The sequence below is a fragment of the Duganella rhizosphaerae genome (assembly GCF_040364205.1).
Lineage (GTDB): Bacteria > Pseudomonadota > Gammaproteobacteria > Burkholderiales > Burkholderiaceae_D > Rugamonas > Rugamonas rhizosphaerae.
Window position 1 is genome coordinate 1 of sequence record NZ_BPWK01000028.1, and the last position, 21,966, is coordinate 21,966.

The 21,966-nt window shown below is 64.0% G+C and carries 18 protein-coding genes, 1 rRNA gene and 1 riboswitch; of the genes, 15 read left to right on the forward strand and 4 right to left on the reverse strand.

Annotated elements, in window-relative coordinates:
* Positions 1-325 precede the first annotated feature (325 nt).
* The 14 genes from cobT (at position 326) to bluB (ending at position 14,233) form a co-directional block, all read left to right on the forward strand.
* Positions 326-1,360 (forward strand): nicotinate-nucleotide--dimethylbenzimidazole phosphoribosyltransferase, encoded by a 1,035-nt coding sequence (gene cobT, locus RUGAMON1_RS31830; protein WP_445234280.1) that lies wholly within the window; start codon positions 326-328, stop codon positions 1,358-1,360.
* Positions 1,361-1,365: 5 nt separating this feature from the next.
* Positions 1,366-2,148, forward strand: a complete 783-nt coding sequence (locus RUGAMON1_RS31835; protein ID WP_445234281.1) for an adenosylcobinamide-GDP ribazoletransferase — start codon at positions 1,366-1,368, stop codon at positions 2,146-2,148.
* Between the two features lie 4 nt (positions 2,149-2,152).
* Positions 2,153-2,704 carry a histidine phosphatase family protein gene (locus tag RUGAMON1_RS31840; protein WP_445234282.1) on the forward strand — a complete coding sequence of 184 codons (552 nt, stop codon included), beginning with the start codon at positions 2,153-2,155 and terminating at the stop codon, positions 2,702-2,704.
* A 33-nt stretch (positions 2,705-2,737) separates the two neighbouring features.
* Positions 2,738-2,959: riboswitch (cobalamin riboswitch) on the forward strand.
* Between the two features lie 102 nt (positions 2,960-3,061).
* Positions 3,062-4,912 (forward strand): TonB-dependent receptor domain-containing protein, encoded by a 1,851-nt coding sequence (locus RUGAMON1_RS31845; RefSeq protein WP_445234283.1) that lies wholly within the window; start codon positions 3,062-3,064, stop codon positions 4,910-4,912.
* Positions 4,913-4,989: 77 nt separating this feature from the next.
* A complete protein-coding gene (locus RUGAMON1_RS31850) occupies positions 4,990-6,012 on the forward strand; it encodes a FecCD family ABC transporter permease (RefSeq protein WP_445234284.1) in 1,023 nt (340 codons plus the stop codon).
* On the forward strand, positions 6,012-6,785 hold the full coding sequence (locus RUGAMON1_RS31855) for an ABC transporter ATP-binding protein (protein ID WP_445234297.1): 774 nt from the start codon (positions 6,012-6,014) through the stop codon (positions 6,783-6,785). Before RUGAMON1_RS31850 ends, RUGAMON1_RS31855 begins: the two co-directional genes overlap by 1 nt.
* Positions 6,782-7,420 carry a cob(I)yrinic acid a,c-diamide adenosyltransferase gene (gene cobO / locus RUGAMON1_RS31860; protein WP_445234285.1) on the forward strand — a complete coding sequence of 213 codons (639 nt, stop codon included), beginning with the start codon at positions 6,782-6,784 and terminating at the stop codon, positions 7,418-7,420. The genes RUGAMON1_RS31855 and cobO overlap by 4 nt, the downstream gene beginning before the upstream one ends.
* On the forward strand, positions 7,420-8,724 hold the full coding sequence (locus RUGAMON1_RS31865; protein WP_445234286.1) for a cobyrinic acid a,c-diamide synthase CobB: 1,305 nt from the start codon (positions 7,420-7,422) through the stop codon (positions 8,722-8,724). The genes cobO and RUGAMON1_RS31865 overlap by 1 nt, the downstream gene beginning before the upstream one ends.
* Positions 8,721-9,278, forward strand: a complete 558-nt coding sequence (cobU, locus tag RUGAMON1_RS31870) for a bifunctional adenosylcobinamide kinase/adenosylcobinamide-phosphate guanylyltransferase (RefSeq protein WP_445234287.1) — start codon at positions 8,721-8,723, stop codon at positions 9,276-9,278. Before RUGAMON1_RS31865 ends, cobU begins: the two co-directional genes overlap by 4 nt.
* Positions 9,272-10,234: an adenosylcobinamide-phosphate synthase CbiB gene (cbiB, locus tag RUGAMON1_RS31875; RefSeq protein WP_445234288.1), complete on the forward strand. Its 963-nt coding sequence runs from the start codon at positions 9,272-9,274 to the stop codon at positions 10,232-10,234. The genes cobU and cbiB overlap by 7 nt, the downstream gene beginning before the upstream one ends.
* Positions 10,227-11,225: a threonine-phosphate decarboxylase CobD gene (cobD, locus tag RUGAMON1_RS31880; protein ID WP_445234289.1), complete on the forward strand. Its 999-nt coding sequence runs from the start codon at positions 10,227-10,229 to the stop codon at positions 11,223-11,225. The genes cbiB and cobD overlap by 8 nt, the downstream gene beginning before the upstream one ends.
* Positions 11,213-12,100 (forward strand): cobalamin-binding protein, encoded by an 888-nt coding sequence (locus RUGAMON1_RS31885; protein WP_445234290.1) that lies wholly within the window; start codon positions 11,213-11,215, stop codon positions 12,098-12,100. Before cobD ends, RUGAMON1_RS31885 begins: the two co-directional genes overlap by 13 nt.
* Position 12,101: 1 nt before the next feature.
* Entirely contained in the window at positions 12,102-13,568 is a 1,467-nt protein-coding gene (locus tag RUGAMON1_RS31890) for a cobyric acid synthase (protein ID WP_445234291.1), read from the forward strand.
* Positions 13,565-14,233: a 5,6-dimethylbenzimidazole synthase gene (gene bluB / locus RUGAMON1_RS31895; protein ID WP_445234292.1), complete on the forward strand. Its 669-nt coding sequence runs from the start codon at positions 13,565-13,567 to the stop codon at positions 14,231-14,233. Before RUGAMON1_RS31890 ends, bluB begins: the two co-directional genes overlap by 4 nt.
* Here the strand turns inward: bluB and RUGAMON1_RS31900 are convergent.
* On the reverse strand, positions 14,230-15,960 hold the full coding sequence (locus RUGAMON1_RS31900; RefSeq protein WP_445234293.1) for an alkaline phosphatase D family protein: 1,731 nt from the start codon (positions 15,958-15,960) through the stop codon (positions 14,230-14,232). The genes bluB and RUGAMON1_RS31900 overlap by 4 nt on opposite strands.
* 95 nt (positions 15,961-16,055) lie before the next feature.
* Here RUGAMON1_RS31900 and RUGAMON1_RS31905 point away from each other — a divergent pair, with 95 nt between their 5' ends.
* Complete coding sequence (locus RUGAMON1_RS31905; protein ID WP_445234294.1) at positions 16,056-17,459, forward strand: DHA2 family efflux MFS transporter permease subunit; 1,404 nt, start codon at positions 16,056-16,058, stop codon at positions 17,457-17,459.
* A gap of 5 nt (positions 17,460-17,464) precedes the next feature.
* On the opposite strand, the gene RUGAMON1_RS31910 is transcribed toward RUGAMON1_RS31905, so the two are convergent.
* The 3 genes from RUGAMON1_RS31910 to rrf all read right to left on the reverse strand — a co-directional run.
* Positions 17,465-19,483 (reverse strand): beta strand repeat-containing protein, encoded by a 2,019-nt coding sequence (locus RUGAMON1_RS31910; protein ID WP_445234295.1) that lies wholly within the window; start codon positions 19,481-19,483, stop codon positions 17,465-17,467.
* Positions 19,484-19,617: 134 nt separating this feature from the next.
* Complete coding sequence (locus tag RUGAMON1_RS31915; protein WP_445234296.1) at positions 19,618-21,645, reverse strand: esterase-like activity of phytase family protein; 2,028 nt, start codon at positions 21,643-21,645, stop codon at positions 19,618-19,620.
* A gap of 223 nt (positions 21,646-21,868) precedes the next feature.
* Positions 21,869-21,966 (reverse strand): 5S ribosomal RNA (gene rrf, locus RUGAMON1_RS31920); the annotation flags it as partial.

Here is a 21,966-nt window from a genome sequence, read left to right on the forward strand (position 1 = left end):
ATTTCATTACTTCTTGTGAACATTTGATATTTTAAGTTTCACGCTGCCTAAGCAACGTGTGCACTTTCATCAAACGTCCACACTTATCGACTGTAAATTTTTAAAGAACTTTAATTCGGTACTGCTTGCAACCGTTGACAAATCGTTGTGTTTGTCAGTTGCGAAGAAGGAAGATTATGAGGCGTTTCGCCGTTTTCGTCAACCATCTTTTTTCCGCTCTTCGCTGCATTTGCATGCTGCGTTTTGCGGGGAGGCGAACTATAGCAAAGGGCACCCGCGCTGGCAAGGGTAAAATAAGGACTTCACCGATTTATAACTCGCCCACATGTTCATTCCTACTATCCCTACTACTGACAACGAGACGCTGGCGGCCCTGCTGGACAAGGCCATCAATAACAAGACCAAGCCGCTGGGTAGCCTGGGCGTACTGGAATCGCTGGCCAAACAAATCGGCCTTATACAGAACACACGTGCACTCACAATCACGAAGCCAGCCATCCTGGTGTTTGCGGCCGATCACGGCGTAGTCGCGGAAGGCATCTCCGCCTACCCGCAAGACGTGACCTGGCAGATGGTCGAGAACTTCCTCGCGCGCGGCGCCGCCATCAACGTCTTCGCGACGCAGACCAACTGCGAACTGCGCATCATCGATTCCGGCGTCAATCACCACTTTGGACCGCGCGCCGGCCTGACCGACCGTAAGCTGGCGCCCGGCACCCGGAACTTCGCGCAGGAACCGGCGATGAGCCGCGCCACTTGCGAGGCCGCGCTGGCCGCAGGCATGGCCTTGGCCGCAGAGCTGGATGGCAACGTGGTCGGCTTCGGCGAGATGGGCATCGGGAACACCACCGCCGCCGCCGCACTGATGCACAAGCTGACCGGCATCCCGGTCGAGCAATGCGTGGGCGCCGGCACCGGCCTCACCGCGGAAGGCATCCTGCGCAAGCAACACGTGGTCGAAGCGGCAGTCGCCAAACACACCGCCGCAGCCGAGCCGCTGGACGTGCTGGCCACCTTCGGCGGCCTGGAGATCGCCATGATGACCGGCGCCATGCTGAAGGCAGCCGAATTGCGCAAAGTGCTGCTGATCGACGGCTTCATCGTCACCAGCGCGCTGCTGGTGGCGGCCCGCGTGCAACCGGCCATCCTGGACTACTGCGTGTTCGCTCACTGCTCCGACGAAAACGGCCACCAGCAGATGCTGGCCGCGCTGGGCGCCAAGCCGCTGCTGAACCTGGGCCTGCGCTTGGGCGAAGGCACCGGCTGCGCGCTGGCGCTGCCGCTGCTGCATGCGTCGGTCAACTTCCTGAACCAGATGGCCACGTTCGAATCGGCCCACGTCAGCGAAAAGTTCGAGTAAGCGCCGTGCACCAACTACGACTGTTCTTCACCGCGCTCCAGTTCTTTACCCGCCTGCCGATTCCCGGCTGGGTGGGCTTCGACCCTGCGTGGCTGAACCAGGCGTCACGCTACTTTCCGCTGATCGGCATGGTGGTCGCAGCCATCACGGCCGGCGTGTATGCGCTGGCCGCATGGTTCCTGCCCGCGCCGGTCGCCGTGCTGCTGTCCACCGCTGCAGGCATCTACGCCACCGGCGCCTTCCATGAAGACGGCTTTGCCGACATGTGCGACGGCTTCGGCGGCGGCATGACGCCGGAGCGCGTATTGGAAATCATGAAGGACTCGCGCATCGGCGCTTACGGCGCCATCGGCATCATCTGCCTGCTCGCCACCAAGTGCACGACACTCTCCATGCTGTCTCCGCTGGCGGCGATTGCCGCGCTCCTCGTCGCCCATCCGCTTTCGCGATTAATGGCAACCTCGCTGATCTGGCGCCTCGACTACGCACGTGCGGAAGGCAAGGCCAAGCCACTGGCGCAAAAGATGAGCACCGCAGAATTCGCGCTGGCCGTCGCCAGCGCCGCCATTCCCGCGCTGGCGATGATCGCCTGCGGATGGCTGACGTGGACCGCACTGGCGACCGGCATCGCCGCCGCCGCAATCGGCACCGCCTGGCTGGCCCGAAAATTCGTACGCCGCATCGCCGGCTATACAGGCGATTGCCTCGGGGCGGTACAGCAGCTCAGCGAAGTGGCGTTCTACCTTTGCGTTCTGGCCAGCATGCGCCACGGCGCCCTGCCCTGGTAACGCCATGCGGCTGATACTGGTGCGCCATCCGCAGCCGCTGATCGCCCCCGGCGTCTGCTACGGCCGCAGCGATCTCGCCGTAGCGCCCGACCAGCTGGCGCAAACGCTGGCCGCCTTGTCGACCACACTCCCCCAAGGCCTCGCCCTATATAGCAGTCCGCTTCAGCGCTGCGCCACATTGGCGGCGCAACTGGCGGCGCCGTTGCTATCGCCAGCGCCGCTGCTGGACGCCCGCATCGCGGAGATCGATTTCGGCGACTGGGAACTGCGCCACTGGGACGATATCGCGCGCGCCGACATCGACGCCTGGGCCGCGGACCTGGTCAACTACCGCCCCGGCGGCGGCGAAAGCTTGCTGCGCATGGCCGCCCGCATCGCCACCTTTTACGCCGACCTCCAGCGCCAGCAGCAAGACGCCATCGTGATCTGCCACGCCGGCGCGATGCGCCTGCTGTCGGCCTGCCATACCGGCCTGGCGCCGGCCGAAATGGCGCTGCAAGCGGCCCGCCATCCGCATCAAATCGCCTACGGCGCCACGCTGGTACTGCAAAACTAAACCGCCACCCCATGACCGGCGCCGCACAAACCCGTATAATGACCGGGTTTTGGTGCCCGCGCGTCTGTCCAGATGCGCAGTTAAACGGGAAACATGAAGCTCTGTAAGAGTCCACATGTGCTGCCCCCGCAACGGTAAGCAAGTGTCGCAGCTGATGCGCGACAAACCTCCTCTGACAAACCACTGTGCTCTGCATGGGAAGGTGAGGTGGTCTAACTTGCCAGCCCGGATACCGGCCAAATCAGGTGGAAGCGAGCGAACGGGATGTGCGCGAACACGCATCTCTCAGTTATCCGCTTCTGTTCAATCTGGCCCACGGGGACGTCGGCCGGTTGCTATTAACAGAAAAATTACATCATGACCCTTCGTATCTCCCGTCCTGCGGCCCTGACGTCGCTGGCGCTGGCAATGGCCGCCTCCTGCGCGCACGCAGAACCAATCGCCGGCACCGTGCTGGTCACCGCCACCCGCAGCCCGCAGGCCCTGTCCGACGTGATCAGCGACAGCGTCACCATCAGCGCCGAGCAAATCGCCGAATCAGGAGCCGGCTCCATCGTCGACCTGCTGCAACGCCAGCGCGGCATCGAGATCGCCCGCAACGGCGGCTCCGGCACCAACGCCACCGTGTTTATCCGCGGCGCCAACAGCAACCAGAATCTCGTGCTGGTCGACGGCGTGCGTATCGGTTCGTCGACCACCGGCGCCGCCAACTGGAGCGCCATTCCGCTGACCGCCATCGACCATATCGAAATCGTCTACGGCCCACTGAGCTCCCTGTATGGCGCGGACGCCATCGGCGGCGTGATCCAGATCTTCACCAAGAAGGGCCAGGGCGCGCCAGCGTTCACCGCCTTCGCCGGCTACGGCACCGACAACACCCGCGAAGGCGATGTATCGCTCTCCGGCGCCACCGGCGGTGAGCACAGCTTCAGCTACGCGATCAGCGCCGGCAAGGAAAAGTCGGACGGTTTCTCGTCCACCCGTCCTGCCAGCGCCTCGTATAACGCCGACAAAGACGGCTACGATCGCGAAAACGCGGCGGCCCAATTCAGTCTGCGCCTGGCAGAAGGCCAGGAAATCGGTGCGCTGCTCCTGCACAGCAAACTCTATTCCCAGTACGACAGCGGCTCATCGCCGTACGACGTCCATTCGAACGCCAAGCTCGACAACGCGGCCATCTACAGCAAGAACCAGATCCTGCCTGCCTGGCAAAGCCTGGTGCAATACTCTCAAGCCAAGGACAACGGCGCGACCTACACCAGCGCGGCCGCATCTGGCTACTCGCAGATCAACACCAAACAAACCGACTTCACTTGGCAGAATGATGTGCTGATTGGCGCCGACGTGCTGCAACTGCTGTACGACCATCGCAAGGAAGAAGTCGAGACCAACGGCTTCAAACTGGCCGACCCGCAGCGCACCACCAATTCCGTCGCCGCTGCCTATAACGCCCGCCGCGGCGCCAACCTGTTCAACGCCAGCATACGCCGTGACAAATCGCTCTACGGCTCGAAGAACACCGGCTCCCTGGGCTACGGCTACAACTTCACGCAGGTACTGCGCGCCACCGCCAGCTACGGTACCAGCTTCCGCGCACCGACCTACAATGAACTGTACTACCCAGGCTACGGTAACAGTAACAACAAACCGGAGCTGGGCAAGAATGCGGAAATCGGTCTTCGCTACGACAGCGGCAACACCGCGCTGAGCGCCAGCTATTACCGCAACCGCCTGACCGACCTGCTGGTGAACACCAAGCCATGCCCATTCACCGGTGCAAAGAGTGGCTGCGCCTACAACGTCAACCACGCCCTGCTTGAAGGCTTGACCCTGGGCGCCAGCCAGCAGCTGGGCCGCTTCAACCTGGCCGCCAACGTCGACCTGCAAGATCCAAAGGACGAAACCAACAACAAACGCCTGCAGCGCCGCGCCAAAAAGCACGGCAACCTGATGGCCGACTACAGCGCCGGCGCCTTGAAGGCCGGCGTGGAACTGGAATTGTCCGGCGACCGCTACGAGGACGCCGCCAACGAGGTCCGCCTTGGCGGCTATGGACTGGTCAATCTGTACGCGACCTACCACTTCAACCGCGACTGGTCGGCGCTGGTCCGCTGGAATAATATCAGCGACAAGCAGTACGACCTGGCGCGCAATTACGCCACGCCGATGTCCAAGCTGTTTGCCGGTATCCGCTACGGCTACAAGTAAGCAGTAATGGTGTAACCTGCCGGGCGTGGGGCGCATACGCCGCGCGCCCGGCAGTCTCTCTTTTTTGAAAGCAGTGCATGCATTCTTTCTCCCGCAATCTGCGACGCCGTGCCGCCGTCACTCTGACAGGGTTGGTGCTGTTCGCGTTTGCCAGCCTGGTTTTCTCGGGCATGACCGGCTCGGTCTCGATTCCTCTCTCCGATATTCCCGCGGCAGTCAATGAACTGCTGCATGGCCAAAGCCAGACGCTGGCCTCCACCCTGCTCGACCTGCGCCTGAGCCGCGCGCTGACCGCCTTCGTCACCGGCGCAGCCCTGTCGCTGGCGGGCGTGATGATGCAGGCGCTGTTGCGCAATCCACTGGCCGACCCGTATGTACTGGGCATTTCCGCCGGCGCTTCCGTCGGCGCCCTGGCCGCACTGCTGTTCGGCTGCGCCATCTGGATGGTCGACGCCTCGGCCTTCGGCGGCGCCGTCGCCGTCTCGATGATGCTGTATCTGCTGGCCCGGCGCGACCTGCGCGGCGGCGCGGCGGCCGAAGGCGGCACCGCTCTATTGCTGCTGACCGGCGTCATCCTGTCCTCCGCCTGCATGGCGATGGTGACGCTGATGCTCTCCATCGCTCCTGAAAGCCGTTTGCGCAGCATGGTGTTCTGGATGATCGGCGACCTGGCCGGCGCGCCGATGCGCGCGCTGCCCTGGATCGTATTGGCCGGCGGCCTGGTATTCGCCCTGCGCAGCGCCCGTTCCATGAACGTGATGGCGCTGCACGCCGAAGCCGCCGCCACGCTGGGCATCCGCGTCGGCGCGTTGCGCAAAGGCCTGTTCTTCATATCCGGCCTGCTGACCGCCAGCGCTGTCACCAGCGCGGGCAGCGTCGGCTTCGTCGGCCTGATCGTGCCCCATGCCTGCCGCTTCGCCGTCGGCGCGGACCACCGCGTACTGATTCCGGCGGCCGCACTGGCCGGTGGCACCTTCCTGCTGCTGGCGGACACGCTGGCCCGCACCATCATCGCGCCGCAGCAGTTGCCGGTCGGTGTACTGACGGCGCTGATCGGCGCGCCGGTCTTCCTGTACCAACTGCACCGTTTGCGCAAATGATGATCAGCACCCATAACCTTTCCCTGAAAATCGGCCAGCGCCAGCTGATTACGGATCTGAACTGGCAGGTGCGTGACGGCGAATGCTGGAGCATCATCGGCCGCAACGGCGCCGGCAAGAGCACACTGCTGAAAACACTGGCCGGCCTGCGCGACCCGAACGGTGGCTACGTCGCCATCCAGGAGCGCGAACTGTCCGACTGGCCGCTGGCCGAACTGGCGCGCCAACGCGCCTTCCTGGCGCAGAGCCGCAGCGACGCTTTCGCCTACAGCGTGATCGAAACCGTGCTGTCGGCGCGCCACCCTTATCACGGCAACCGCTATTGGGAAGGCAGCGACGATCACGCCATCGCGCTGAAATCGCTGGAAGCGATGGAAGTGGCCGACCTGGCCGAGCGCGACGTGCGCACCTTGTCCGGCGGCGAACGCCAGCGCGTGGCCATCTCCGCCATGCTGGCGCAGGATACGCCGCTGCTGCTGCTCGACGAGCCGGCCAACGCGCTGGACCTGGCGCACCAGGTCAGCGTCATGGGCCTGCTGGCCCGCCTGTGCCGCGAGCAGGGCAAGACCGCCGTCATGATAGGACACGACCTGACGCTGGCACACAGCGTCTCCACCCACGCGCTGCTGCTCATGGGCGATGGCCGCTGGCTGGCCGGCACCACGGCGGAAGTGATGCAGGCAGAGATCCTGGGCGAATACCTGGGCCATCCGATAGACATCATCCAGCACGGCACACGCAGCATCTTTATCCCCAAAGAGGACCTTGCATGACCCAACAGAATTCCGGCGACATCGACGAACAAACCGCGGCGCTGAACGAACGTCACCGCGTGCGCATGGAGCGCAAGAAGGCCATCATCGACGCCAAGATCGCCGCCGCCGACAAGCAGATCGGCATCATCATCGTCAACACCGGCAACGGCAAGGGCAAAAGCTCCAGCGGCTTCGGCATGGCGATACGCGCCATGGGCCACGGCATGAAGGTCGGCGTGGTGCAGTTCATCAAAGGCGCGATGCAGACCGGCGAAGAGCTGTTCCTGCGCCGCTTCCCGGAAGAGATCAGCTTCCACTCGATGGGCGAAGGCTATACCTGGGAAACCCAGAACCGCGAACGCGATATCGCAAAGGCGCAATTGGCCTGGGAACAGGCGAAACGCTTCCTGGCCGATCCCGACATCGGCCTGGTGGTATTCGACGAACTGAATATCGCCCTGAAGTACCGCTACCTGGACGTGGAAACCGTCATCAACGATCTGCTGGCACGTCCGGCGATGCAGCATGTCGTCATCACCGGGCGCGGAGCGCCGCCGGAGCTGATCGCCATCGCCGATACCGTCACCGAAATGGAAGTCGTCAAGCACGCCTTCAAGGCCGGCATCGGCGCGCAACTTGGAACCGAGTGGTAATGACGACGCACGTCGAAGTCAAAGCCCTGCTGGTGGCGGCCGTCGCCTCCGGCCAGGGCAAGACCACAGTCACCGCCGCGCTGGCGCGCAAACTGGCGCGCCAGGGCAAGCGCGTGCGCGTGTTCAAATGCGGTCCGGATTTCATCGATCCAATGCTGCTGGAACGCGCCAGCGGCGCGCCGGTGCGCTCGCTGGACCTGTGGATGGTCGGCCATGAACTGTGCCGCAGCCAGTTGGCGCAGGCCGCCGCCGAAGCGGATGTCATCCTGATCGAAGGCGTTATGGGCCTGTATGACGGTACGCCGTCGTCTGCCGACTTGTCGCGCGAATTCGGCGTGCCGGTGATGGCGGTGATCGACGCCGGCGCCATGGCGCAAACCGCCGGTGCGCTGGTCCACGGCCTGCGCGACTATGGGCCGGTGGAGATGGCGGGAGTGATCGCCAACCGCGTCGCCAGCGAAGGCCACGCCAAGATGGTGGCCGCGTCATTGCGCGACATTCCCCTGTTTGCGACTTTGCCGCGCCAGGCCAAATCGCTGCCCGAGCGCCACCTCGGCCTGGTGCTGCCGGGCGAAGTCCTCGATATCGACCAATTGCTCGACAATCTGGCGGACCAGCTGGTGTTCGACGAAGCGGCCTGGGAGCGTCTGCGTCCGGTCCGCATCGAGATTCCGCCATCGACGGAGCCGCAAGCGCCGCTGCTGGCTGGCCGCACCATCGCCATCGCCCGCGATCCAGCCTTCATGTTTATCTATCCGGCCAACCTGGATACGCTGCGCCAATTGGGCGCGACGCTGAAATTCTTCTCGCCGCTGGCCGACGAAGCCATACCGGCCGAAGCGGACGCGGTATATCTGCCCGGCGGCTATCCAGAGCTGCACGCCGAAGCACTTTCGCAGGCCCGGGTGTGGCAAGCGTCGATCCGCGCGGCCCATGCCGCCGGCACATCCATCGTCGCCGAATGCGGCGGCATGATGGCGTTGGCCGACACCCTTGCAGACCAGGCGGGCGCGGTGTGGGCAATGGCCGGCTTGCTACCTGGCGCGGTGGCGATGCAGGCGCGCCTGGCAGGCCTCGGATCGCAGGGTCTGCCGACGGAGCAAGGCGTCCTGCGCGGCCATACCTTCCGCTACTCCAGGCTGGAGACAGCAGTGGCGCCAGCGGCGTACACTATCAAGCATCCGTCGGCCATCCAGGGTGAAGCCTGGTATCGCGTCGGCTCGCTGACAGCTTCATATTTTCACGCTTATTTTCCATCCAATCCGGCGGCGGTTGCCGCCCTGTTTTCTAGGAGCGAAGCATGACACGTACACTGGTTCTGGGGGGCGCACGCTCCGGCAAAAGCGGCTATGCAGATCGACTGGCCATCGAGTCGGGTAAGGAAATCGTCTACATTGCCACCGCCACCGCCGGCGATACCGAGATGGCGACGCGCATCGCGCATCACCGCGCCGGCCGCCCCAGCGAATGGATCACCGTCGAAGAGCCGCTGGCACTGGGCAACCAGCTGCTGCGCTGGTCCTCGCCGGACCGTTTGATACTGGTCGACTGCCTGACGCTATGGCTCAGCAACCTGCTGTTCAGCAGCGGCGAGACCTATCCGGAAGTGGGCGAGATCACGCTGCCCGCGCTATTCCACGAGCAGCAGGACATGCTGGCCAGCGCACTGACCAAATGCACCAGCGACGTGGTGCTGGTATCGAACGAAGTCGGCATGGGCATCATGCCGTTCGGCGCGATCTCGCGCTGCTTCATGGACGAACAGGGACGACTGAACCAGGCCATGGCCGCGTTGTGCGACCGCGCAGTGTTCGTCGCCGCCGGCCTGCCGCTGGTGTTAAAAGGAACGCCGTGCTGACAGGCTTGAGCTTTGGCGTCATCGCCGTGCTGATGGTGGCGGGCGTGCTGCTCGACCTGATGCTGGGCGAAGCGCGCCGCTGGCATCCGCTGGTCGGCTTCGGCAACCTGGCGATGATGTTGGAACGCCGTCTCAATCGCGGCGGCCTGCGCTTCTGGCGCGGCGCGCTGGCTTGGGCGCTGGCCGTCTTGCCGTTGACCGCCCTCGCCGCGCTGCTGGTCCGGCTGCTGGGCGCCAATGGCGCGCTGCCGTGGCTCGCGCATGCCGTTATGCTTTACTTCTGCCTCGGTCTGCGCAGCCTGCGCGACCACAACCTGCCCATCGCCGGGGCGCTGGCGCAAAACGATCTGCCAAATGCCCGCCTGCTGACCGCCCGCATCGTCAGCCGCGATACCACCGGCGCCAGCGAGATCGAACTGACCAAGGCCAGCGCCGAATCCCTGCTTGAAAACGGCAACGACGCCGTCTTCGGCACGCTGTTCTGGTTCATCGTCGCTGGCGGCCCCGGCGCGGTGCTGTTCCGCATGGCGAACACGCTCGATGCGATGTGGGGCTACCGCACCGCGCGGCTGCTGCGGTTCGGCTGCACCGCCGCCCGCATCGACGACGCATTGAACTACATCCCGGCGCGCCTCACCGCCCTCTCCTACGTGCTGCTGGCGCCCGGCCTGCAAGGAAAACTGCGCGCCTGGCAGTGCTGGCGCACGCAAGCCCCGGCCTGGAGCAGCCCGAACGCCGGACCGGTGATGTCCAGCGGGGCCGGCGCGCTCGGCGTGCAACTGGGCGGCGCCGCCATCTACGACGGCGAAGTCGAACACCGTCCACCGCTGGGCGAAGGACAAGCCGCCACCGGCGCCGATATCGGCCGCGCATGGCGCCTGGTCGCGCGCACCACGGCGCTGTGGCTGGCCGTTGCCTGCACGGTCGCCGCATGGACGGAGCTGGCACATGCTTGAACACGGCGGTAACCTGCGCGATGCCGCGCTGCGCTTCGGCCGCGACGACTGGCTCGACCTGTCGACAGGCATCAACCCGCACTGGTATCCGGCGCCTGCGCTGCCGGGCAACGCGTGGCACCGCCTGCCGGAAGCCGATCCCGAATTGGCGCTGGCCGCAGCCGCCTACTACGGCGCACCGTTGATGCTGCCGGTAGCCGGCACGCAGGCCGCCATCCAAGCGCTGCCCCGGCTGCGCAATCCTTCGCGCGTAACCGTCGCAGCGCCATCCTATGCGGAGCACGCGCACCACTGGAAGGACCATGGACACACGCTAACGCAAACACCGTATGAAGCGCTGGACGCGGCAGTGGCGAACAGCGACGTCATGGTCGTCTGCAATCCCAACAACCCGACCGGCGCCAGCGTACCCGCCGCCCAGTTGCTGCAATGGGCGGACCGGCTGGCGGCGCGCGGCGGCTGGCTGGTGGTCGACGAAGCGTTTGGCGATACGGCGCAGCACAACAGCGTCGCCGCGCACAGCGGTCGTCCGGGCCTGATCGTCCTGAGATCGGTCGGCAAATTCTTTGGACTGGCCGGCATCCGGCTGGGCTTTGTGGCCGCGCATGCGGACCTGCTGCGCGAACTGGCGGACCTTCTGGGCCCTTGGGCCGTCAGCGGCCCGGCACAGCACATCGCCCTCGCTGCGCTGCGCGACCAGGCGTGGCAAGCCAATACACTCCAACAGCTTCTGGCGAGCGGCGATCGCTTGCGGCACCTGCTGGCGATACACGACATCCACTCTACCGGCACGGCGCTATTCCAGTGGTGGAGCGAAGACCGCGCGGAAACCTTTTGGCAGCACATGGCGGAACGCGGCATCTGGGTGCGGCTGTTCAAGCAAGCTGCACGCGGCATCCGCCTCGGCCTGCCCCCCGACGAACCTGGATGGCAGCGACTGGAGATGGCACTAAAAGAATGGAACAACAAGGAACCCGCATGCACAAACTGACGATCAAACTACTGGCCAGCCTGACGACATTGGCAATGGCCGGCAGCGCCAGCGCCGCCATCTCGGTGCGCGACGACGACGGCAACGTCGTCACGCTGCAAAAGCCGGCGCAGCGCATCATCGCCATGGCGCCGCACGTGACGGAGCTGCTGTACGCGGCCGGCGGCGGCGACAAGATCGTCGGCGCGGTCACCTACAGCGATTACCCGGAAGCGGCGAAAAAGCTGCCGCGCATCGGCGACAACCGTCAGGTCGACATGGAACGCGTGATCGCCATGAAGCCGGACTTGATCGTCGTCTGGCTGCACGGCGCCTCGGAGCGCCAGATCGAAACGCTGCGCCAGCTGAACATCCCGATGTTCCACAGCGAGCCGACGAAACTGGATGGCATCGCCGACAACGTGCAGCGCCTCGGCCAGTTGATGGGCACCGAGAGCGTCGCGCAACCTGTCGCCGCCGAGATCCGCCAGCACTTCGCTGCGCTGGCCAAGCAGTATGGCAACCGCCCTCCGGTGCGGATGTTCTACCAGGTGTGGGACAAACCGCTCTACACGCTCAATGGCACCTCCATCGTCAGCGACGCCATGCGCCTGTGCGGCGGCGTGAACATCTTCGCCGACCTGAAGGTGACGGCGCCGGTGGTCAGCAACGAGGCAGTGCTGCAAGCCGATCCCGAAGCGATCTTCGGCACCAGCGAGAAGAACTACGGCGGCGTAGGCCTGTGGCGCCCGTACACGACGATGAAGGCGGTCCGCAGCGACAACCTGTTCACCCTCGACGGAGAACTGCTGAACCGCGCCGGCCCGCGCATGGTCGCCGGCACCAGCGCCCTGTGCGAAAAACTGGAACTGGTGCGACAGCGCCGCAAGAATTGATATGAGCTTTCCCTATTCAACCCTGATGGTTCAGGGCACCACCTCCGACGCCGGCAAAAGCACGGTCGTCGCCGCCCTGTGCCGGCTGCTCAAACGACAAGGCGTGCGCGTGGCGCCATTCAAGCCACAGAACATGGCGCTCAACAGCGCCGTCACGGCGGACGGCGGCGAGATCGGCCGCGCCCAGGCACTGCAAGCCATCGCCGCCGGCGTGGCGCCGCATACAGACATGAACCCGGTGCTGCTCAAACCGTCGAGCGACATCGGCGCGCAAGTGATCATCCACGGCAAGGTCCGCGCCGAGATGAACGCGCGCGACTATCATCAATACAAAACCGTGGCGATGCAGGCGGTATTGGAATCGCACGATCGCCTGCTGGCGCAGTACGACAGCGTGATTGTCGAGGGCGCGGGCAGCCCGGCGGAGATCAACCTGCGCGACCGCGACATCGCCAACATGGGATTCGCCGAAAAGGTCGACTGTCCGGTGATACTGGTGGCGGATATCGACCGCGGCGGCGTGTTCGCGCACATCGTCGGCACGCTGTCCTGTCTTTCTGAGAGCGAACGCGCGCGCACCATCGGCTTCGTCATCAACCGATTCCGGGGCGACATCAAGCTGCTGGAGCCGGGCCTGGAATGGCTGGAGCAGCAAACCGGCAAGCCGGTACTGGCGGTACTGCCCTATCTGCATGGTCTCTTCCTCGACGCCGAAGATGCGGTGCAGCCGGTACAGGCATCGCGCGGCGCCTTCCGCGTCGTGGTCCCCAGCCTGCCGCGCATGAGCAACCACACCGATTTCGACGCCCTGCGCGCACACCCGGACGTGGACCTGCGCTTCGTACGCCAGGGAGAACCGATACCGGCGGCCGATCTGATCATCCTCCCCGGCAGCAAGAACACGCGCGGCGATCTTGAATGGCTGCGCGCCCAGGGATGGCCGGAACAGATCACCCGCCACCTGCGCTACGGCGGCAAGGTGATCGGCGTCTGCGGCGGCTTCCAGATGCTGGGCCACAGCGTGACCGATCCACTGGGCATGGAGGGCGCGGCCGGCACGTCGCAGGCACTCGGCCTGCTCGACATGAACACCGAAATGACAGCCGACAAACGGCTGGTCCAGGTACAGGGCGTGTGCGCCTTCGACGAGGACAAGGCCAGCGTCAGCGGCTACGAAATCCACATGGGAACCTCTACCGGCAGCGCGCTCGATAAGCCGGCGTTCATCATCGATGGCCGCCCCGAAGGCGCGCGCTCGGCGGACGGCCAGATCCTCGGCACCTACCTGCATGGCCTGTTCGATACGCCGCAAGCCAACAGCGCGCTGCTGCGCTGGGCCGGCCTGCATACGCAAAACACAGTGGACACCAGCGCATTGCGCGAAGCGAGCCTGGACCGCATAGCCGACGCCACCCAGCCTCTAATGGACGCTTTGCTGGCGTTGCACGACAAGGAGCCAACCGCATGAGCACCATCAGCCCACACGCTTTCACTCCGGCCGAAATCGATGGCGTCTACCGCGCCATCCGCGAACGGCGCGACGTCCGCCATTTCAAGCCAGGTCCGTTGGAGCCCGGACAGCTGGAGCGCTTCATCGCGGCCGCCCACAATGGCCCCAGCGTTGGCCTGATGCAGCCATGGCGCTTCATCCGCATCGCCGATCCCGTGCTGCGCACGCAGATCCACAAGCACGTGAACGAGGAACGCATCAAGACCGCCGAAGCGCTGGGCAAACGCGCCGAGGAGTTCATGCAGCTCAAGGTGGAAGGCATACTGGCGTGCGCCGAGGTGCTGGTGGTCGGCCTGGTCGACAAGCGCGATCAGTATGTATTCGGCCGCCGCACCATGCCGGAGATGGACCTGGCCTCCGCCGCCTGCGCCTTGCAGAACTTCTGGCTGGCCGCCCGTGCGGAAGGCATAGGCGCCGGCTGGGTGTCGATGTTCGATCCTCAGCAGTTGCGCGACATCTGCGGCATGCCGGACGGCAGCCAGCCGATCGCCGTGCTGTGCGTCGGCCACGTGCATGAGTTCTACACCGCGCCGATGCTGGAGCTGGAAAAATGGGACCAGCGCCGGCCGCTGTCCGACATCATGTTCGAAGACCGCTGGGACAATCCCGCAAGCGAAGTTTAAGCGCCGCTGCACTCCTCGATCTTGCGGTTGCCCGGTCCCGGCAAAGTGCGCAGGCTGCGCTCCGTCGCCGCCGTGAACTCGTGCTTGAATACTGTGTCGACGAAGCGCCAGTCGCAGCGTACCTGCTCATGGCTGGCGGTGACGATCATGTAGCCACGCTTGCTGGTTTGCGCGTAGTACAGCGGTTCGATCAAATCCACCATCATGCTTGCCACATCCTCTGGATCACGGTCCGGATAGGCGCCCTCCATCCCCGGCGACGACACCGACGCCGTTGCAAACTCCACCCCCACCTGGCGCCCTTGCGCGTCGTGCAGATCGCTGGCCCAGGCGTTATGCGTATCGCCGGCCAGCACCACCATGTTCTTGCGATGGCGCTGCATCATGGCGAACACCAGCTCGCGGTCGTTCTGATAGCCGTCCCATGAGTCCATGTAGCAGGGAAGCGTCGGCGCGGACAGCCACCGCTTTTCCCGGCCGCTGACGCAAGAAGGGTCGGCGGCGGCGCGCTTCTTCAGCGCCGAGTAGTCGGTGCAATTGCATTCCCCCATGGCGACGGCGGTTGGATACTCCATGCGCGCCATCAGCACCTGCTGGCCCAGCATCTGCCAGCGCGCCTGGGAATCCTTGACCTGCCGCTCCAGCCACGCCATCTGCTCGGCACCCATCATCTGCCGGCGCGGCGAACAGACATCATGCTTGTACTTCTCGACGTCGAAACGCTTATGCTCGTCATAGTAGGAGGACATCATCAACTGCTGGTCGCGACCGATCAGGCGCGTATCGAGCATGTGCAGCGACACCACGCCGCCGAAGTCGAAGGAACGGTAGATCTTCTCCGGCGTGGCCGGGTCGGGTGCGCGGATCGGCATCCACTCGTGGTACGCGGTCATCGCCGCCACCTTGCGCAACGTGAAGGGGCCGAACTCGGAAGCCTTGTGCTCGGCCGAGCCGTCGCGCCAGGTATCGTCGGCGAATTCGTGATCGTCCCACACGGCGATGAACGGCATCGCTGCATGCACCGCCTGCAAATCAGGATCGGTGCGGTACTGTGCGTAACGGCGGCGATAGTCCTCCAGCCGCAGCAGCAGTTCGCGCGGTTCGGACACGCGGCCCAGCGCCTCGGCATTGCCGCAGGCGTAGCCGGTGCTTTCGTATTCGTAGATGTAGTCGCCGATGTGCAGCGCGGCGTCGACATCGTCCTGGCGCGCGGCATCGGCGTAGACGTTGAAGTAACCGGATGGATAATTCGAGCAGGAGAACACCGCCAGCCGGACCTGCCGCACATCGCCGCGCGGCAGCGTCTTGGTGCGTCCTACAGTCGACTTCACCGTGTCGACTGCGAACTGATAGTAATAGACATGGCCCGGCAGCAGGCCGGCGGCATCCACCTTGACGGTGTAGTCCCTCTGCGCCGACGTGGTCACGCTGCCATTGGCCACGACGGCCTGCATGCCCGGATCGGTCGCCATCTGCCAGCGCACGGCAATGTCACCGTTCTCGTCGCTGCGGCGCGGCGTCACGCGGGTCCACAGGATCACGCGGTCGCCGAGCGGATCGCCGCTGGCAACGCCATGATCGAACCCGACTGCGGCGTCATCGGCGATGCTGGCGGCCGTGCTGCTGCAACCGCCCAGGCCCGCACCTGCGCCCACGCCCAGCAGGGCGGTAGCCCCCATTTGACGGATAAAACCACGACGACCAGGGAACAGCGACTTAGCGTCCATATCAACTCCATCGGCCATTTCGATGAGCGCCAACTTACGCCCGATTCATGACGGCCCTATGACCGTCCTGTGGCTTTTGTGTGACAATCGTGGACATGAATACATCCGCCGCCAAGAGCTACCTTCCGTGGGTGGTCGCTACCGCCCTGTTCATGGAGCAGCTGGACTCCACCATCGTCAACACGGCGATCCCCAGCATGGCGGCCAGTCTGCAAGTAACTCCCCTCAGTTTGAAAGCGGTCGTCACCAGCTACATCCTCAGCCTGGCGGTGTCGATCCCGATCAGCGGCTGGATGGCCGACCGCTTCGGCACCCGCCGCGTCTTCATGAGTGCCGTGGCGATATTCACGGTGGCGTCGGTACTGTGCGGCTTGTCGGTCAATTCGCCGATGCTGGTGGCGGCACGGCTGCTGCAAGGCCTGGGCGCGGCGATGATGATGCCGGTCGGTCGCCTGACCATCGTTCGCACCTTCCCCAAATCCGAACTGCTGGCGGCGATGAATTTCGTGATTATTCCGGCGCTGATCGGGCCCCTGCTCGGCCCAACGATCGGCGGCTTGATCGTGCACTGGCTGACGTGGCGGGACATCTTCTTCGTCAACGTGCCGGTCGGCGTGGTGGCGATCTTCCTCGCGCACCGCTACATGCCGGACTATCGCGGCGACGGCACACGGCCGCTGGATTTGGTCGGTCTCGTGTTGTTCGGCACCGGCGTGGCGCTGCTGTCTTGGCTGCTGGAGATTTTCGGCGAACACCGGATCGATATCACGTCCGCCACGGTGCTGCTGTTCATCGCCTGCAGCCTGCTGGCGGCTTATGTGTGGCATGCCAGGGATACGGCGTTCCCCTTGCTGCGACTGGCGCTGTTCAAGATACGCACCTTCCGCGTGTCCGTGGTCGGCGGCTTCATCACGCGCATCGGCGTCGGTGGCCTGCCCTTCCTGCTGCCGCTGCTGTATCAACTTGGATTGGGACTGCCGGCATGGCAATCGGGCTTGCTGATGATGCCGTCCGCCGCAGCGGCCATGGGCATGAAGTTCATATCGGTGCGGGTATTGGGCCGCTTTGGCTACCGCCAGGTCCTGACCGTCAACACGGTGCTGATCGGGTTGACCATCAGCCTGTATTCATTCGTCCAGCAGGGAACCCCGTTGTATATGATCGTGATGATCAGCCTGTGCCTGGGCTTCTTCAATTCACTGCAATTCTCCGCCATGAACAGCATCGCCTACGCCGATGTGGATAGCGCGGATTCCAGCATGGCCAGCACCATGGCCAGCTCGATGCAGCAGCTGTCGATGAGCTTTGGCCTGGCCACCGGTTCGCTGGTCACCGGCTGGTTCCTGGGCGACCTTCCGCAATCGAACCGGCTGGCGCTCACCGGCGCGCTGCATCACGCCTTCCTGACGCTGGCGGTACTCACCATCCTGTCTTCGCTGACCTTCTGGTCATTGCGCCAGGAGGATGGCGAAAGCATCAGCAAAGGCAGCCCCGCCTAGCGCGCTTATTTGCGGCGGCGGGCCATGGCACCCACCATCGCCAGGCCGGCAAACAGCATGACGTAGCTGGCAGGTTCCGGCACAGCCGTCACGTCGGTGTATGCGCCGTCGAAACGATAGCGTACCGCCAGGCCGTTGACGCTTGTGGCGCCCACCAGTTGCAGGAAGCCTGCATCGCCGGTCACGTCGCCCAACAGGCGGAATGCGTAGACGCCCGATGCGGCCTCGGTGAACGACAGGGTCGTGCCGTCGACGACTACGCCCAGGCCATTGAAGGTCAGCGACGAGCCGCCCAGCAGCACCGACGAACTGTCCGTCAGCGACAGGCTGGCGAAAGTCTGGCCATTTGCGCCGCCGGCGTTGGTCAGTTGCAGCGTGCCGCCGTCGAACACCAGGGCGCTGTTGGCCGACAGGCGATTCACGCCGTCCAACACCAGCGTACCGCCGCTAAGCTGCGTCGCGCCGCTGTAGGTACTCACACCCGACAGCGCCACGGTGCCGCTTTTGATTTCAACGTTGCTGAAGCTGGAGATCGAACCGGCATACGCGAAGCTGTTGCCCGCCCCAGGACTGACCACCAACGTGTTGCCGTTGCCGGTGCCGCCGTTGATGCTGCCGACGATGCTGCCACCGGTGATGGTCAGGCTGTTTTTACCGCTGCCCATCTCAATCGCCTTACCGCTGCTGACGCCGTTGATGAAGCCTGCATTGACGATGAAGGTATTGTCGGAACCAGTCTTGATGGCTGCATTGGTGGAACCGCCGCCCTGGATGGTGGCGCCGGCGTTGTTGTTGATGGTGACGACATAGCCGCTGGCCGCGCCGACGGTGACGATGGCCGAGTCGCTCTGGCCGCGTATCAGGCCGCCGTTCTGGTTGGTGATGGTGGCGTTGCCGTACAAGCCTTCGCGACTGCCTGGCGAGCCGGCGATATCGTTGCCTGCCAATGTGATGCCGCGTCCAACAGCGTTGCTGTTCCCTGTCGAGACTAGGCCTTCAATGGTGCCGGAGTTGAAGATCACGCCGCCGCCCACGCTCAAGCCTTCGCTGAATGCCAGTCCGTCGGCCGGCGCGCTGAAGGCGTTGGCAGAGCGGATAATGCCGGTATTGGTGACATTGGCGATGCCGTCGATATCCAATCCGTCGCCGTCGCCCGTCACGCCTGTGCCGATGATGGTGCCGTGATTGCTGATGGTGGCGATCTGCTTGCCGTTAAAGCCGTCCAGGTTGACGCCAGAGCCGTTGCTGCCACGGATAATGCCGCCCACCTCATTGGTGATGTTCATCGCAAAGGACTGCGTCCCATCCTTTTGGCCGCCAGTGATGCCATGACGGCCGCCGTCGAGCAGACCTGTCGCGCCGTTGACAATGACTACGCCGCTGTTGTTTTGCGCATCGATGCCGTCGCTGCCGCTGCCTGCCTTGGTGATCGAGACGATGGAGCCGTAGTTGTTCACCATGCCGCCCACGCCTGGACGCACGGAGTCCGCCTCCCATGCCTGAAGCAGTCCGTAGTTGTTCACGATGTTCGCACCAGTGGTGATCGTGGAAAAATCCACCGCCTGCGATCCGCCCGCGCTGGCGTTCGCCGAGATCATCGAGCCGTAGTTGGTCAGCGTGACGCTGGCATTCGCCTTGTTCATCTGAATCACGTCGCCGTCGGCGGCCAGCATTTTCGCGCCGCTGTTGGGGGCGCTGCCGTTGATGATGGTCAGGCCGGTGACGCCGGTGTTATCGCGTATCACGCGGCCGTTGCCGGTCTGGCTGATGAGGCCCTGGTTATTCAGCGTGGCGTTTTTGTCGGTGATGGTCACCGCCACCGCGCTGCCGCCGACAATCAACGAACCGCTGCTGGTGATGGTGCCGGTCTGGTTTTTGCCCAGCGTTTGCGCATCGGTGTTGGCATTACTCAGCGTGCCGGGGAAGACGATCACCGGATTGGCGGCCGAAACACTCAACGGCACTGCTGCGGCGAGCAGTAGGAATTGAATGGCGGAAGAAGGTTTCGACAGCGCGATCGACATGGTTTGTCCCGGATATTGTGTGAGCAAACCTTCAATATCCCATAATATTGTGACACTGCCGTGACGCTGTGGCGTCCTTGCACAACGCCTGTGCGGCTAGAACATTGGCGGGCCTGGCCGGCCCGCCCCTTGCATCAGAACGAGGTCAAAGCCTTGGTGAATTTGATCAGCCACAGTCGGCTTGGCCGCTCGCGGTCCTCGCCGCGTGCAACGCGGATCGTGTTTGCGGCATTGCAGCCCGCGGCGGTGCTGCTGACGATGACGCCCGCCGCATCGACATTGCATTTGGTGACATCCGCATCGTTCACCGCCACGCCATCCGCGGTGAAGATTTTGGTTTTCATACCGAAGTCGTTGTCGTTCGACAGTGCCAGCGTATTGCCGTCGACGATGGTCAGGCCTTCAGCCTTTTCCGCCTGCCAGCCGACCGCGTTCAAATCCAGCAGCAGCGTTTTCTTCAGCGTCGTCACCGATTTCCAGTCGGCGCCGTTGACCGCCACGCCGCCCATGCTGCTCTTCTCCAGGTCCGAGGTCTTGACGTTGTAGCTTGCAGCGGCGATGTCGGTCGCCGCGCCTATCTCCACCAGCATCAACTTGTTGAACACTTTGCCGTTCGGCGCCGCGCCCTGTTCGATCACGATGAATTTGCCATTCCCCAGCGCGACCAGGTCACCCAGCTTGGCGTTGCCGGTGCGGCCGTCCTGGTAGTCGGCGGCATCGAGTGGATACGCGTACATCTTGCCCGAGGTGCCGGTGCTTGGATCAAATTCCACCCAGCGCGTAAAGCGCGCGTAGCGTTCGATCGCCTCGCTCTTGCCTGTCACCGAGTAGGTCGCGTTGCCGTCGGTGAGTGGGCTTTGCAGGAAACCGTGCAGCTTGTCGGTGCTGGTGTCCAGCGTCAGGCCTTCCATGCCGCGATTGGCGCGGCGCTTCAGGAAGATATCCGGCAGGCCGCTGCCTGGCGCGTATTTGTTGAGGATGATGCCGGTGGCAGGATCGAGCTTGACGATGAACGGACCATATTCATCGGAGACCCATAGCACGTTGCGCTTCTTGTCGACGACGATCGCTTCGGTATCCAGGCCGCCGGCGTTGAAGGTGGCCTTGCTGGCGGCGTCGTACTTCATCGCGTCCATCACCGGCAGCTCGGCCGAGTTACCCACTGCGCCAGGTGCCACCGGCAGGCCGGAAGCGTTGACGGTAGCGGAGACCTTGATCGGTGTGGACGACGTTAGCACCGCGCCGCTTTTGCCGACCGTGATCACGCCGAACGACGGCGTGAAGCTAGGCGAAGGGAATATCTTGGCGCCGGTGGCACCGCCGCCCATCAGCGCTGGCAGGTTTGGACCGTCGCCGTTCGGACCGCGATCGGTCAGGCCGTAGAACTCCAGGTCGCCGTTGGCGTTGGTGCCCTTGAAGGCCAGCGACGAACCGTAGGATGGCAGGAAGCCCAGAGGGAATTCTTCCTTGACCTTGACGTTGCTGCCTTCATACGGCACGTAGTAGTTGGCTGCTGCCTGTATCTGGTAGCGCGTAACGCTGACGGCGACCGCTCCGAGCGGCGTGGTTTGCGTGAACGACTCGACGACTGGCGTGCCGACTTTGGATGCCAGCGTATCTTCGAAGTGCTCGCGCACCAAAGCGCGGCGGCTGTCATCGATGGTGCGCGTTGCGTATTTGGCGCCAGCGGCGGCCAGATTGGCGCTCATTGCGGTGTTGAAGGCAGCGGCGTCCATGGAGAAGTCCGCGCTCTTGGCGGCCAGTGCGGTTTTTACATCAGCGGCGATCTTGATGCCGTTCGATGGATCGCTGTCTTCGTCCAGCAATTGCAGGGCGAGCAGGCGGTTGACGACCTTGCTGTCTTTGACGTCGGTCACGCCGGCCAGTTGCAGCGGCGTGATGGTGGCGGCGCACGGCGCGCTACCCAACGCAATGCCACCGATGCTGAAGCTGACGGTATCGCCGGCGTAGCAGGTGAACTCGCCCTTGGCCGAGGTGCTGGCTTTCGCGGCGGTGCCGGCGACATAGTCCAGGTTCTCCACGGCGCCATCGAGGAACACGCCGGTGGTCAGCGTTTTGGCTGGCGTAGCCGTGTCGCTACTGCCACCGCAGCCGGCCAGCACGGAGAATACGGCGAGCGAAATCAGGGAAAAGTTTTTCATGCGTAGCTAGCCTCAGTTGAAAAAGAGGAAAGCTTAGCGACGATAGGTTACATGGATGTGACAGACGAAAAAAACCCCCACTGGCACAGAGCGCGATCTTGAGCGCGTTCTGGCTGGTGGGGGTTTTTAGGTAGTAAAGCGCGGCAGTGCCGCGCTGAACAAATGGCCCGGGAATGCGAAAAGCCCCGACCAGATCACTGGGCGGGGCTCTTCTATATAACTAGCCTGACGATAACCTACTTTCACACTGGTTGCAGCACTATCATCGGCGCAGAGTTGTTTCACGGTCCTGTTCGGGATGGGAAGGGGTGGGACCAACTT